This is a genomic window from Mycobacterium sp. 94-17 (genome assembly GCF_035617725.1).
Classification (GTDB): domain Bacteria; phylum Actinomycetota; class Actinomycetes; order Mycobacteriales; family Mycobacteriaceae; genus Mycobacterium.
This window is the reverse complement of the sequence record NZ_JAPIYN010000022.1, coordinates 63,262-76,453: the sequence shown is the minus strand read 5'-3', so window position 1 is coordinate 76,453 and position 13,192 is coordinate 63,262. Positions and strand designations below refer to the sequence as shown.

The following is a 13,192-nucleotide window of genomic DNA, read 5'->3' as shown; positions in this document are numbered from 1 at the left end:
GTGACCGGCCGGACCGACAAGTCCGGGGCGCTAACCCGCCAGTACCGGGGCCGCGCCCGGCACCGTCAGGCCGGCCACATCCGACCAGCCCTGCTGACCGTCGGCCGACGGCGAATACTGCAGCACCCCTTCCGGTCCCGCGACGTACGCCGTCGACGGGTTGGCGGCCACCGTGGTCACCGGCATCTGCAAACCGTGCGGCGGCGCATCGGAGTTCACCCCGTCGATGTTCACGTACGACACCGGATGCCCGGCGTCGGTGCGGGTCACCACGATGTCGTCACCGGTACGCCACGACAGCGACACCACCGAGTTGCCCAACCCGAAGCCGAGCCGGCGCGGATAGGTCAGGGCGTACTGCCCGGCCTGGGTCTGCTCGACGCTGGCGAGGATCACCTGGCCGGCGATCACCATCGCGGCGCGGGTGCTGTCGCGGGACAGCTGCAGGTCGGTGATCGGGCCCGGGAATCGGTTGGCCACCGCCACCGAATCCACCGGAAGGCGGGCGGGCTGCCCGGAGGCCGGCTCTTGAATCGCCCGCAGCACGTTGTTGCCGTCGACCACCACCCAGACCACGTCGTCCAGCGACCAGGTCGGCCGCGACAGGCTGTGCCCGTCGGCCGACTGCACCGCTTCGGCGCCGAGATCACCGATCCACAGGGACGCGGCCATGTCCGGGGCGCCGCGGTGCAGCGTCACCACCGACGCCACCTGCCTGCCGCTGCGCGACAGCGCGGCCCCGGTCTGGTCGCCCATCCGCCCGAACGCCCCGGGCACCACGGCGGTGTGCTGGCCGTCCAGCGACACCAGCGAGCCGTTCACCAGGGCATGCAGCCCGGCGCCCGCGCCGTCGGCCGCGCCCGGATCGGTGGCCGCGACGTCGGAGGTGGTCCACCCGTCGCGGAACCGGTCGTCCAGCGGCGCGCCGTCGGCGCTGATCACGTACGGGCCCCGGATGTCGGCCCGGGCCAGTGTCCAAATGATTTGCGCCGCAAGCAATTGCCGGCTGTGCGGATCGGTGGTGGACAGCTTCTCCAGGTCGACGCGCGCGCCGCCGTAGCCGCGCCCGATACCGTTCTTGCCGCCGTCGGCCCGGGTCACCGGCCCGCGCAGCCGCAGCGGCGGGGCCAGCAGGTTGCGCACCGTGTGCGCCATCTCCGGGCGCGGCCCGCCGATCAGCTTGGAGATCAGCTCGGTGGCCAGCTGGTCGTGGTCGGGCACCGCGACATAGCGCGGGTCGGGCACCACCGTCTTGCCGGTCGGGTCGGCGAAGTACAGCGTGTTGCGCTTGTAGGTGGACTGGAACTGCTGCCAGTCCAGAAAGACCCCGTTGGGCAGCCGGTCGATGCGCCAGCCGCCGGACGTCTTGACCAGTTCGATCGGGCCGGGGTCGGGCAGCACGCCCTCGGCGGTTTCGAACACGCCCATGTCGGACAGGGAGCCCAGGATGTCGGCCCGCATGGTCGCCGAAACCCGTTCGGCCGCACGGGTTTCGACGAACACGACGTGGTCGATCAGCAGCGCGCTACCGGCGTCGTCCCAGGCGTTGGACGCCGACTGGGTGAGGAACTGCCGCGCGGCCAGGTGCCGGTTCGCGGGATCGGCTGTGGCCTTGAGGAATTCGCGCAGCAGCACATCGGGGTCCATGCCCGGGGTCGGCTTGGGCAGGTTCGACGGCGCCGGTCGCTCGACGGTGCCGATGGCCTGGGGCGCCGACGAGCTGGGCACCCCGGCGCAGCCGGCGAGCAGCATGGCCAGCACCACCAGGCCCAACAGCCGCCTCATCACGGGGTCCTCTCCGCGTGCTCACGCTGGCGCTGGGGCCGTTCCTTGCGCTCCGGCCCACCCGGGGCGGCCTGCGGGATCGGCTTCATGGGCAGCGGACTGGTGGTGACCTTGTGGCCGCGCACCAGCGGCAGCGTCAGCCGGAAGCACGAGCCGACCCCCGGCTCACCCCACGCCTCCAGCCGGCCTTGGTGCAGGCGCGCGTCCTCGATGCTGATCGCCAGGCCCAGCCCGGTGCCGCCGGAGCGGCGCACCCGCGAGGGGTCGGCCCGCCAGAACCGGCTGAACACCAGCTTCTCCTCGCCCGGCCGCAGCCCGATCCCGTAGTCGCGGACGGTGACGGCGACCGTGTCCTCGTCGGCGGCCATCCGGATCTTGACCGGCTTGTGCTCGGCGTGGTCGATGGCGTTGGCGATCAGGTTGCGCAGGATGCGCTCCACCCGGCGGGTGTCGACCTCGGCGATCACCTCTTCGGTCGGCAGGTCCACCTTCAGCTCGATGCCGGCGTCCTCGGCCAGATGCCCGACGTTGCCCAGCGCGCTCTGCACGGTGGTGCGCAGGTCGACGGCCTCGACGGACAGCTCCGCGACACCGGCGTCGTGCCGCGAGATCTCGAGGAGGTCGTTGAGCAGCGACTCGAACCGGTCCAGCTCGTTGACCATCAGCTCGGTGGAGCGCGCGAGCGTCGGGTCCAGGTCGGCGCTGTGGTCGTAGATCAGGTCGGCGGCCATGCGCACCGTGGTCAGCGGGGTGCGCAGCTCATGACTCACGTCGGAGGTGAAGCGGCGCTGCAGGTTACCGAACTCCTCCAGCTGGGTGATCTGCCGCGACAGGCTCTCGGCCATGTCGTTGAACGACATGGCCAGCCGCGCCATGTCGTCCTCGCCGCGCACCGGCATGCGTTCGGACAGGTGCCCCTCGGCGAATCGTTCGGCGATGCGCGACGCGGAGCGCACCGGCACCACCACCTGCCGCGACACCAGCAGCGCGATCCCGGCCAGCAGCACCAGCAGCACCGCGCCGCCGGTGATCATGGTGCCGCGCACCAGCTGGATGGTGGACTGCTCGTTCTTCAGCGGGAAGATCAGGTACAGCTCCAGGTTGGCCACCTGAGACGACGCCGGCGTGCCGACGATCAGCGCCGGTCCGGAGAACCCGTCGGTGTGCACCTCGGCGTACTGGTAGGACGCCTGCCCGGCCTTGACGAAGCCGCGCAGGGAATTGGGGACCTGGTCCACTGGGCCGGCCGTGGCCGCCGGTCGGGGGCCGTCGCCCGGCACCATCAGGACCGCGTCGAAGGCGCCCGCCATCCCCGCGCCCGAGGCCGGATCCGTCTTGGACGTCAGCGTGTTGCGTGCCAGCTGCAGGCTGCTGTCCAGCGAGCGCGCCTCTTCGCCGTTGACGATGCCGGCCACGGTGGTGCGCGCCCGCTCAATCTGCTCGATGGCCGCCTTGACCTTGACGTCGAGCACGCGATTGGTGACCTGGCTGGTCAAAACGAAGCCCAGCGCCAAGATGACCGCGAGCGACAGCCCCAGAGTCAGGGCCACCACCCGCAGCTGCAGCGACCGCCGCCAGGCAATCGCCACGGCCCGACTGACCGCACCCATGCCACGAGTCATGGGGCCGGAGCGCCCCCAGCGGCTCCGCGTGCGTCGCCGGGAGCCCCAGATCACGTGTCCCTACCGGTCACGGAGGTCCGGCCTTGTACCCAACTCCTCGAACGGTCAACACCACGGTCGGGTTCTCAGGGTCTTTCTCAACCTTGGCCCGCAGACGCTGGACGTGCACATTCACCAACCGGGTATCCGCCGGGTGACGATAGCCCCACACCTGTTCGAGCAGCACATCACGAGTAAACACCTGCCGCGGTTTGCGCGCCAACGCCACCAGCAGGTCGAATTCCAGCGGTGTCAGCGAGATCTGCTCGCCGTTGCGGGTGACCTTGTGCGCGGGCACGTCGATCTCCACGTCGGCGATGGACAGCATCTCGGCCGGCTCGTCGTCGTTGCGCCGCAGCCGCGCCCGCACCCGGGCCACCAGCTCCTTCGGCTTGAACGGCTTCATGATGTAGTCGTCGGCACCCGACTCGAGACCCAGGACCACGTCGACGGTGTCGGTTTTGGCGGTCAGCATCACGATCGGCACGCCGGAGTCCGCACGCAGCACCCGGCACACGTCGATGCCGTTCATGCCGGGCAGCATCAGGTCCAACAACACCAGATCGGGGCGCAGTTCGCGCACCGCAGTCAGGGCCTGGGTGCCGTCACCGATGACCGCAGTGTCGAAACCCTCCCCACGAAGCACGATGGTGAGCATCTCGGCGAGCGAAGCGTCGTCATCGACGACCAGAATCCTTTGCCTCATGCCGTCCATGGTGTCACCAGATCGGGACAAAATTGGCGCACCACACGGGCGTTTCTTTCTCGATAAGGGCAAATAGTTCCCAAAACGTTGCTATTCGTCCATCAGAGACGCCGCCAACCGCCCCGGATCGACGTTCGCGTCGACGCTGCGCCAGCGGCCACCCCACCCCGCCGCGGCCAGTCCGGCGTACACCGCACCGGTGCGGCGCTGCAGCCCGTCGTCGCGTTCGTAAACGTCGCGGGCGCGGCCCGGCTCGGTGTCGGCGCGGCTGCGGGCCCGCTGCCCGGCCAACTCGGCGGGAACGTCGAGCAGCAGTTGCCAGTCCGGGGCGGGCACCCCGAACCGCCGATACTCGAGCTCGCGCACCCACGCGACCACCTCGCCGGCGGAGTCCTGGTGCAGGCGCGCCGCGCTGTAGGCCGCGTTCGAGGCGACGTACCGATCCAGGATCACCACGTCGTGGCCGCGGTCGAGCGCGGCGATCTCGCCGATCGCGGCGGCGCGGTCGAGGGCGAACAGCGTGGCCATCGCATACACCGACGCCGCCAGGTCGCCGTGCTCGCCGTGGAGCGCCTCGGCCGCGATGTCGGCCGTCACCGACTGCCCGTAGCGCGGGAACGCCAGCGCGGCCACCGACTTTCCGGCGGCCTCGAGCGCGGCCCGCAACCCGGTGGCCAGCGTGCGCTTGCCGGCACCGTCGACACCCTCGATCGCGATGAGCACGGCGCGAGCCTAGCGGTAGGTCACGCTGGCGTGACGCTCAACAACGAGCGCCACGCTGGCGTGACATTCGGCGGGAAACCAAGCGGCGGGAAAACCAAGCAGCTCGGGAAAACCAAGCAGCTCAGTAGCGGTAGTGGTCGGCCTTGTAGGGGCCGTCGACGTCGACGCCGATGTATTCGGCCTGCTCCTTGGTGAGCTTGGTCAGCTGGCCGCCGAGCGCTTCGACGTGGATGCGGGCCACCTTCTCGTCGAGGTGCTTGGGCAGCCGGTAGACCTCGTTGTCGTACTCGTCGTTCTTGGTCCACAGCTCGATCTGCGCGATGACCTGGTTGGAGAAGCTGTTGCTCATCACGAACGACGGGTGCCCCGTCGCGTTGCCCAGGTTCAGCAACCGGCCCTCGGAGAGCACGATGATCGACTTGCCGGTGTCGGGGAAGGTCCACAGGTCGACCTGCGGGCGGATGTTGGTCTTGGTCGCGCCGGACTTCTCCAGCCGGGCGATCTGGATCTCGTTGTCGAAGTGGCCGATGTTGCCCAGGATCGCCTTGTCCTTCATCGCCTTCATGTGCTCGAGGGTGATGATGTCCTTGTTGCCGGTGGTGGTGATGATGATGTCGGCCTCACCGATGACGTCCTCGACGGTCTTGACGTCGAAGCCCTCCATCAGCGCCTGCAGCGCATTGATCGGGTCGATCTCGGTGACCGTGACGCGGGCGCCCTGGCCGGCCACCGACTCCGCCGAACCCTTACCGACGTCGCCGTAGCCGCAGATCAGCACCTTCTTGCCGCCGATCAGCACGTCGGTACCGCGGTTGATGCCGTCGATCAGCGAGTGCCGGCAGCCGTACTTGTTGTCGAACTTGCTCTTGGTCACCGAGTCGTTGACGTTGATCGCCGGGAAAGCGAGATCCCCCGCCGCGGCGAACTGGTAGAGCCGCAGCACCCCGGTGGTGGTCTCCTCGGACACACCCTTGATCGACGCGGCGATCTTGGTCCACTTCTCCTTATCGGTCTCGAACCGCTTGCGCAGCAGGTTCAAGAACACCCGGTGCTCGGCCGAGTCGTCGTCCTCGTCGGGCGGCACCACGCCGGCCTTCTCGTACTGCGCGCCGCGCAGCACCAGCATCGTGGCATCCCCACCGTCGTCCAGGATCATGTTCGCCGGCTCGTCCGGCCAGGTCAGCACCTGCTCGGCCGCCCACCAGTACTCCTCGAGCGTCTCGCCCTTCCACGCGTACACCGGAACGCCCTTGGGCTCCTCCGGGGTGCCGTGCGGGCCGACGACGACCGCCGCGGCGGCGTGGTCCTGGGTGGAGAAGATGTTGCACGATGCCCAGCGCACCTGCGCACCCAGCGCCACCAGGGTCTCGATCAGCACCGCGGTCTGCACGGTCATGTGCAGCGAGCCCGAGATCCGCGCGCCCTTGAGCGGCTGCACGTCGTGGTACTCCCGGCGCAGCGACATCAGACCAGGCATCTCCTGCTCCGAGAGCTCGATGTCCCGGCGACCGTAATCCGCCAACGACAGATCGGCGACCTTGAAATCGATGCCGTTTCGGACGTCGGGGGTGAGTGCGTTCTCGGTCGTCGTCATAACGTGTGTTCTTCCTTTGTCGGCTCGCTCGGATCCAAGCGGTATTTAGCTTAGGTATGTTCTTGCGCCACTGTAGTCGCGGGCCGGCGCGCACCTCGGAGCAGGGAACGGCTCAGGGAAGGTTGATGACGCCGTGACGCTCGGCGAACGGCGTCAGCAACCGCGCCAGATCCGCCGCCACGTCGTGATCCGCCTCGGGCGGCATCGACGCATAGCTCAGCGCCAGCCGCACGATGGCCCGCGCCAGCACGCCGGCATCCTCGTCGCTGGTGGCTACCCAGCTCTGCGTCAGCGCCGTGGTCAGCCGTTCGGAGGCCCGGTTGATGATGGGGGCACTGTCGGTGGTGATGATCTGCAACAGGTCCGGCTTGGCCACGCCGGTGAGCAGCGAGATCACCAGCGGGTCCGCCGACAGCTCGGTGAACAGGTCGCGGAAGCCCTGCAGGAACGCCTGATAGATGTTGCCGACGTTGGCCTGAAGCGCGGCGTTGACGGCGTCGACCAGCCGGTCGGCCAGGCGCAGGGCGTAACCCTGCGCCAGGCCTTGCCGCGAGCCGAACTCGTTGTAGATGGTCTGCCGGCTGATGCCAGCGGCGCGGGCCACGTCGGACAGCGTGATCGCCGACCAGTCGCGGGTTTCCAGCAGGTCGCGCATCGCGTCGAGCACGGAGTCACGCAGCAGGGCCCGCGACGCTTCGGCGTAGGGCATCCGCTTCACAGGCGCGACAATAGCGGCTCGCGCGTGTGCAGCGGTCCTTTCCAGCGTGGCGGGCCCTTCCGCGGCGTCGATCACGAGCGGGCGATCTCCACCATCTCGAAGTCGGTCTTCGCGGCGCCGCAGTCCGGGCAGCTCCAGTCCTCCGGGATGTCGTCCCAGCGGGTGCCGGGGGCGATGCCCTCGTCCGGCCAGCCCTTGGCCTCGTCGTACTCGAATCCGCACTGCACGCAGATGAAGAGCTTGTAGTCACTCATTGATTCACTCCTGTCCAGTTGTCCGTCTTTTCGAAATCGACCTTCTCGCGCACCGCACAGTCGGGGCAGCACCAGTCGTCGGGGATGTCGCCGAAGGGCGTGCCCGGCCGAAAGCCTTCCCGCGGTTCGCCTTTCGCTTCGTCGTAGGTGTAGTGGCAGCCGGGGCAGCGGTAGCTGGTCATGCCCGGGCCGCCTCGGGAGCGCCGTAGCGGGTCAGCAGCTTCTCGCGCAGGCGGGGCTGCAGATTGACGCGGGTGATGTCGCCGTCGTAGTGCTCGAGCACCCGGTGGTCCATCACCCTGCGCCACAGCGGCGGGACGTACGTCAGCGAGATCATCGACGCATATCCGCTGGGCAGGTTGGGCGCACCGGCCATACTGCGCAGCGTCTGGTAGCGGCGGGTGGGGTTGGCGTGGTGGTCGCTGTGCCGCTGCAGGTGATAGAGGAACAGGTTGGTCACGATGTGATCGGAGTTCCAGCTGTGCACCGGCGCGCAGCGCTCGTAGCGGCCGCTGCCGGTCTTCTGCCTGAGCAGCCCGTAGTGCTCGAGGTAGTTGACGGCCTCGAGCAGGCTGAAGCCGAAGACGGCCTGGATGACCAGGAACGGGATCACGCTCACCCCGAAGGCCGCGATCAGCGCGGCGAACAGCACCGCCGACATGAACCAGGCATTGAGGACGTCGTTGGACGGGTAGGTCTTCGGGTTCCACGGGCTGCGCCCCTGCCGGCGGATCCGCTGCGCCTCGAGTCCGACCGCCGAACGCAGGGCACCGAACACGCTGCGCGGCAAGAACTCCCAGAACGTCTCGCCGAAGCGGGCCGACGCCGGATCCTCCGGGGTGGACACCCGCACGTGGTGGCCGCGGTTGTGCTCGATGTAGAAGTGCCCGTAGCAGGTCTGCGCCAGGGTGATCTTGGATAGCCAACGCTCGAGCGACTCCCTCTTGTGCCCCATCTCGTGCGCGGTGTTGATGCCCACGCCGCCGAGCACCCCGACCGAGAGCGCAAGGCCGAGTTTGCCCGCCCAGCTCAGCCCGCCCTCGAAGCCCAGCCAGTGCAGGTTGGAGGCGGTGAAGAGGTAGGCGCCCAACACCACGCTGAGGTATTGGAACGGAATGTAGAGGTAGGTGCAGTAGCGGTAGTACTTGTCGTTCTCCAGTCGCTCCATCACCTCGTCGGGCGGGTTCTGCCCGTCCGGGCCGAAGAACAGGTCGAGCGCCGGCAGCAGCACGTAGAGCAGGATCGGGCCGATCCACAGCGGCACCTGGGCGGCGCCGGGCCAGCCGAGCCGGTTCAGGCCCCAGATGAGCGGCAGCATCACGAACAACGCCGTCGGCGCTATCAGCCCCATCAGCCACAGGCGACGCTTCTTGTCCCGCCAGGCCACCGGCTCCGATTGCCGGCCGACTTGCGATTCGAATGTGGTCATATGCCAAACCTCCTTGTGTGTCACACCACGTTGAGGTTGGACATTATCAACGTCTACGTCTTCTGTCTAGACAAAAGGCATAGTTTTGTAAAGAAGGTCGACGGTTAGGGCACCGCGCTGTGCGGCCCCGCCTCGACCACGTCACCGCGCTCGGCGGTCCCCTCCTCCCGGCGCCGGCCCTGCACCGAGTGCCAATAGCCGTAACCCGCGTAGATCGCCGTGCCCACCACCAGCCACACCCCGAACCGGACCCAGGTGAGCGCGGTGAGGTTGAGCATCAGCCACAGGCACGCGGCGATCGAGGCGATCGGGAGGACCGGCACCCACGGCGCCTTGAATCCGCGCTCCAGGTCCGGCCGGGTCCGGCGCAGGACCATCACGCCGGCCGAGACCAGGACGAACGCGAACAGGGTTCCGACGTTCACCATCTCCTCGAGCTTGGTGATGGGAAACACCGACGCGGTCACGGCCACCACCAGGGCGACCAGCACGGTGATGCGCACCGGGGTGCCCCGCGTGCCGGTCTTGGCCAACGACCGCGGCAACAGCCCGTCGCGCGCCATCGCGAACAGCACCCGGCACTGGCCGAGCATCAGCACCATCACCACGGTGGTCAGCCCGGCCAGCGCGCCGATGGAGATGATCTTGCTCGCCCAGTGGATGCCGTTCGCGGTGAACGCGGTGGCCAGGTTCGCCTGCCCGTGGTTCCCGACCGTCTTGAGCTGGGTGTAGGAGACCATGCCGGACAGCACGATGGCGACGGCGACGTAGAGCAGGGTGACGATGCCCAGCGACGCGAGGATCCCTCGCGGCACGTCGCGCTGCGGATTCTTGGTCTCCTCGGCCATGGTGGCGACGATGTCGAACCCGATGAACGCGAAAAATACGATGGACGCCCCGGCCAGCACGCCGTACCAGCCGTAGTGGCTGCTGCCCGCGCCGGTCAGCAGCGAGAGCACGGACTGGTCGATGCCCCTGGCCGTGCTGGCGGCTTCCGGCTGCGGGATGAACGGCGAGTAGTTGGTGCGCTTGATATAGAAGGCGCCGACCACCACGACGAAGAGCACCACCGACACCTTGATCGCGGTGACCACCGCGGAGAACCGCGACGACAGTTTGGTGCCCAGCGCGATCAGCGTCGCCACCCCCGCGACGATCACCAACGACCCCCAGTCGACCTGCGTCGAGCCGAATTTCGCCGTGCCGCCGGCGAACCCGAACACCGTGCCCAGATAGCTCGACCAGCCCTTGGCCACCACGGCGGCCCCGATCGCCAGTTCCAGCAGCAGGTTCCAGCCGATGATCCAGGCCAGGAACTCACCGAAGGTGGCATAAGAGAAGGTGTAGGCGCTGCCTGCCACCGGCAGCATCGAGGCGAATTCCGCGTAGCACAGCGCGGCCAGCGCGCAGGTGCCCGCCGCGATCACGAACGACACCCAGATGGCCGGCCCGGTGATGTCGCCGGTGGTCGACGCGGTGACCGTGAAGATGCCGGCGCCGATCACCACCGCCACGCCGAACACCACCAGGTCCCGCCAGGTCAGGTCCTTGCGCAGCTTGGTGTCCGGCTCGTCGGTGTCGGCGATTGATTGCTCGATCGACTTGGTCCGCCATCGATTGGCCATGCATTCGCCCTTTCCCAGCGCTGGGAGCCATTGGTCCGTCACAGTACTGGGTACTCCCCGCAAATGCCGGATAGCAGAGCAACGGCCAGGGATCATGCCGTGGTCATCGGGGGGAGCATCGCCGGACTTTGCGCGGCGCGGGTGCTTTCGGAATTTTATTCGCGGGTGACGGTATACGAACGCGACGAGTTGCCGGATCGCCCGGCGAACCGCGCGACCGTGCCACAGGATCGGCACCTGCACATGTTGATGGCGCGCGGCGCGAACGAGTTCGAGTCCCTCTTTCCCGGCCTGCTGGACGACATGGTGGCCGCCGGCGTGCCCAAGCTGCAGAACCGGCCCGACTGCATTCACCTGGGTGCCGCGGGCCACGTTCTGGGCACCGGGCACACCCTGCGCGACGAGTTCACCGCTTACGTGCCCAGCCGGCCCCACCTCGAATGGCAGTTGCGCCACCGGGTGCGCGGCCTCGACAACGTCACCGTGGCGCGGCGCTCGGTGGCCGAGCCGCGGTTCGACCGCGGGCGACAGCGGGTGACCGGGGTGCTGCTCGACCCGGCCGAAGCCGAGCGCGAGGACCCGGAATTCGTGGGAGCGGACCTGGTCGTCGACGCCGCGGGCCGCGGCACCCGGCTGCCGGTGTGGCTGGCCGACTGGGGATTCGCCCGTCCGGTCGAACAGGAGATGGACATCGGCATCCACTACGCCACCCAGCGGTTCCGCATCCCCGAAGGGCTGATCGCGGAGAAGGTGGTGGTCGCGGGTGCCTCGCACGACATGTCGCTGGGACTGGGCATGCTTTGCTACGAGGACGGCAGCTGGGTGCTCACCACCTTCGGCGTGGCAAACGCCAAGCCGCCCCGGGCCTTTCCCGAGATGCTCGAGCTGGCACAGCGGCTGCTACCGGCCCACGTCAACACGGCGCTGACCCGGGCCGAGCCGCTGGGCGAACCCGCGTTTCACGCGTTCCCGGCCAGCAAGTGGCGCCGCTACGATAAGCTGAAGCGGCTGCCGGCCGGAATCCTCCCCTTCGGCGACGCGGTGGCCAGCTTCAATCCCACCTTCGGCCAGGGCATGACGATGACCTCGCTGCAGGCGGGGCATCTGCGCCGCGCGCTGCGACTGCCCGACGACCAGGTTGCCGCGGCGCTGAGCCGGGCGACCGCCAAGAGCACTTTCCCGGTGTGGACGATGAACGGGATCGGCGACGTCACCTTCCACCACGCGGGCACCAAGGGGCGCATCCCCTGGTGGTGGCGGCCGTCGGGGGCGCTGTTCGACCAATTCCTGGGCGCCGCCGAGACCGAACCCGTACTCGCGGAATGGTTCCTGCGGCGCTTCTCGCTGCTCGACAGCCTCTACATGGTTCCGCCGCCGCGGATCATCGGCCGCGCGATGGCGCACAACCTGCGGCTATGGCTCCGCGGACGGCGTCAGGCCGGCAACGAGCGGCGGGCGATGCTCACAGCCCCACCGTCGCCCTGAACAGCTTGGTGGGTTCGTGCGCGACCAGCCGGATCGGGGCGTCGTCGGCCGCCACCCAGGCGGCCATCCCCCGCTTGAGCGTCAGCGAGCCGGACTTGCCGTGCACCGTCGTGCAGCCCTGGCTGCACAACAGGATCTGCGGTCCGTCGTGGCTGCACGTCGCGTCCACCTCGTGCCCGACGTATTCGGCGTCGAGCGCAAGCAGCGCGACCGCGAACTCGTCGGTCGGCGTCTCGTAGATCAGCCCGAGCCCCTCGCGGCGGATCGGCGGCCGCAGCTGCTCCTCGGTGGTGGGCGTGAAGTCCAGCACGCGCAGCAGCTCGGGCACGTCGACGTGCTTGGGGGTCAGGCCGCCGCGTAACACGTTGTCCGAGTTGGCCATCACCTCGACCGCGAACCCGCGCAGGTAGGTGTGCAGGTTGCCGGCGGAGACGAAGATGGCCTCGCCCGGGGCCAGGCTGACGCGGTTGAGCAGCAGCGCCGCCAGCACGCCGGCGTCACCGGGATAGCGTTCGCCGAGCTCGAGCACCGTCTTGGCCTCGGCCGCGAACTCGGTCGCGCCCGAGCTGAGGTACGCGATGGCGCCGTCCAGCACGGCGGTCACCAGCACGTCGATGTCGGGCTGCGGCGCGGTGATCCACGTGGTGAACAGCGCGCGTAGCCCGTCGGCGTCGGACTGGTCGTTCAGCAGCTCGATGAACGGGTCGAGGTCGGAGACGGCCAGGGCCCGCAACAGCTCGACGGTGCGCGAGGCCTGACGGAATCCGGCCAGCGCCTCGAACGGGTGCAGCGCCACCAGCAGCTCGGGCTTGTGCGACGTGTCTCGGTAGTTGCGCACCGGCGAGTTCAGCGGGATGCCGACCCGCTCCTCGCGCAGGTAGCCCTCGGCCGCCTGCGCGGCGCTCGGGTGGGCCTGCAGGGACAGCGGCTCGTCGGCGGCCAGCACCTTGACCAGGAAGGGCAGGACGTCGCCGAAGCGCGACCGCGACGCCGGGCCGAGTTGGCCCTCGGGGTCGTCGACCAACGCCTCGAGCAACGTGACTTCGCCGCTGTCCGTCTCCAGCCACGCCGGATCGCCCGGGTGCGCCCCGAACCAGAGCTCGGCCTCCGGATGCGCCGCCGGCACCGGGCGATCGGTGAATTCGGCGATGGCCGTACGCGACCCCCAGGCGTACGTTCTCAAGGCCCCGCGAAGCAGTTCCACTGTGTGTA

The 13,192-nt window shown here is 68.8% G+C and carries 12 protein-coding genes; 1 reads left to right on the top strand and 11 read right to left on the bottom strand.

What is annotated here, in order from left to right:
- Positions 1-30: 30 nt before the first annotated feature.
- From lpqB to OQ789_RS21530, 10 genes are all read right to left on the bottom strand, one after another.
- The gene (gene lpqB / locus OQ789_RS21575; RefSeq protein ID WP_324688206.1) at positions 31-1,785 is read right to left on the bottom strand and encodes an MtrAB system accessory lipoprotein LpqB; all 1,755 of its coding nucleotides are present in this window, start codon (positions 1,783-1,785) and stop codon (positions 31-33) included.
- Positions 1,785-3,461, bottom strand: coding sequence for an MtrAB system histidine kinase MtrB (gene mtrB / locus OQ789_RS21570; RefSeq protein WP_324688205.1), 1,677 nt, complete (start codon positions 3,459-3,461; stop codon positions 1,785-1,787). The genes lpqB and mtrB overlap by 1 nt, the downstream gene beginning before the upstream one ends.
- Positions 3,462-3,474: 13 nt before the next feature.
- The gene (mtrA, locus tag OQ789_RS21565) at positions 3,475-4,161 is read right to left on the bottom strand and encodes a two-component system response regulator MtrA (RefSeq protein ID WP_324688204.1); all 687 of its coding nucleotides are present in this window, start codon (positions 4,159-4,161) and stop codon (positions 3,475-3,477) included.
- Positions 4,162-4,242: 81 nt separating this feature from the next.
- Positions 4,243-4,875, bottom strand: a complete 633-nt coding sequence (locus tag OQ789_RS21560) for a dTMP kinase (protein ID WP_324688202.1) — start codon at positions 4,873-4,875, stop codon at positions 4,243-4,245.
- Positions 4,876-4,996: 121 nt separating this feature from the next.
- Positions 4,997-6,469, bottom strand: coding sequence for an adenosylhomocysteinase (gene ahcY / locus OQ789_RS21555; RefSeq protein ID WP_324688200.1), 1,473 nt, complete (start codon positions 6,467-6,469; stop codon positions 4,997-4,999).
- Positions 6,470-6,581: 112 nt separating this feature from the next.
- Positions 6,582-7,178 (bottom strand): TetR family transcriptional regulator, encoded by a 597-nt coding sequence (locus tag OQ789_RS21550; RefSeq protein WP_324688236.1) that lies wholly within the window; start codon positions 7,176-7,178, stop codon positions 6,582-6,584.
- 80 nt (positions 7,179-7,258) lie between these two features.
- The gene (locus tag OQ789_RS21545; protein WP_324688199.1) at positions 7,259-7,441 is read right to left on the bottom strand and encodes a rubredoxin; all 183 of its coding nucleotides are present in this window, start codon (positions 7,439-7,441) and stop codon (positions 7,259-7,261) included.
- The gene (locus OQ789_RS21540) at positions 7,438-7,623 is read right to left on the bottom strand and encodes a rubredoxin (RefSeq protein ID WP_324688198.1); all 186 of its coding nucleotides are present in this window, start codon (positions 7,621-7,623) and stop codon (positions 7,438-7,440) included. The genes OQ789_RS21545 and OQ789_RS21540 overlap by 4 nt, the downstream gene beginning before the upstream one ends.
- A complete protein-coding gene (locus OQ789_RS21535; protein ID WP_324688196.1) occupies positions 7,620-8,870 on the bottom strand; it encodes an alkane 1-monooxygenase in 1,251 nt (416 codons plus the stop codon). Before OQ789_RS21535 ends, OQ789_RS21540 begins: the two co-directional genes overlap by 4 nt.
- Before the next feature lie 104 nt (positions 8,871-8,974).
- Positions 8,975-10,495 (bottom strand): amino acid permease, encoded by a 1,521-nt coding sequence (locus tag OQ789_RS21530; protein ID WP_324688195.1) that lies wholly within the window; start codon positions 10,493-10,495, stop codon positions 8,975-8,977.
- Positions 10,496-10,594: 99 nt separating this feature from the next.
- Here OQ789_RS21530 and OQ789_RS21525 point away from each other — a divergent pair, with 99 nt between their 5' ends.
- Complete coding sequence (locus tag OQ789_RS21525; RefSeq protein WP_324688194.1) at positions 10,595-11,980, top strand: oxidoreductase; 1,386 nt, start codon at positions 10,595-10,597, stop codon at positions 11,978-11,980.
- On the opposite strand, the gene manA is transcribed toward OQ789_RS21525, so the two are convergent.
- Complete coding sequence (manA, locus tag OQ789_RS21520) at positions 11,958-13,184, bottom strand: mannose-6-phosphate isomerase, class I (RefSeq protein ID WP_324688193.1); 1,227 nt, start codon at positions 13,182-13,184, stop codon at positions 11,958-11,960. The two genes, OQ789_RS21525 and manA, sit on opposite strands and share 23 nt — an antisense overlap.
- Positions 13,185-13,192 lie beyond the last annotated feature (8 nt).

Coding starts and splice junctions, on each gene's coding strand:
- lpqB (WP_324688206.1), bottom strand. CDS start 1,785: ATGAGGCGGCTGTTGGGCCTGGTGGTGCTGGCCATGCTGCTCGCCGGC.
- mtrA (WP_324688204.1), bottom strand. CDS start 4,161: ATGGACGGCATGAGGCAAAGGATTCTGGTCGTCGATGACGACGCTTCG.
- ahcY (WP_324688200.1), bottom strand. CDS start 6,469: ATGACGACGACCGAGAACGCACTCACCCCCGACGTCCGAAACGGCATC.
- OQ789_RS21550 (WP_324688236.1), bottom strand. CDS start 7,178: ATGCCCTACGCCGAAGCGTCGCGGGCCCTGCTGCGTGACTCCGTGCTC.
- OQ789_RS21545 (WP_324688199.1), bottom strand. CDS start 7,441: ATGAGTGACTACAAGCTCTTCATCTGCGTGCAGTGCGGATTCGAGTAC.
- OQ789_RS21540 (WP_324688198.1), bottom strand. CDS start 7,623: ATGACCAGCTACCGCTGCCCCGGCTGCCACTACACCTACGACGAAGCG.
- OQ789_RS21535 (WP_324688196.1), bottom strand. CDS start 8,870: ATGACCACATTCGAATCGCAAGTCGGCCGGCAATCGGAGCCGGTGGCC.
- OQ789_RS21530 (WP_324688195.1), bottom strand. CDS start 10,495: ATGGCCAATCGATGGCGGACCAAGTCGATCGAGCAATCAATCGCCGAC.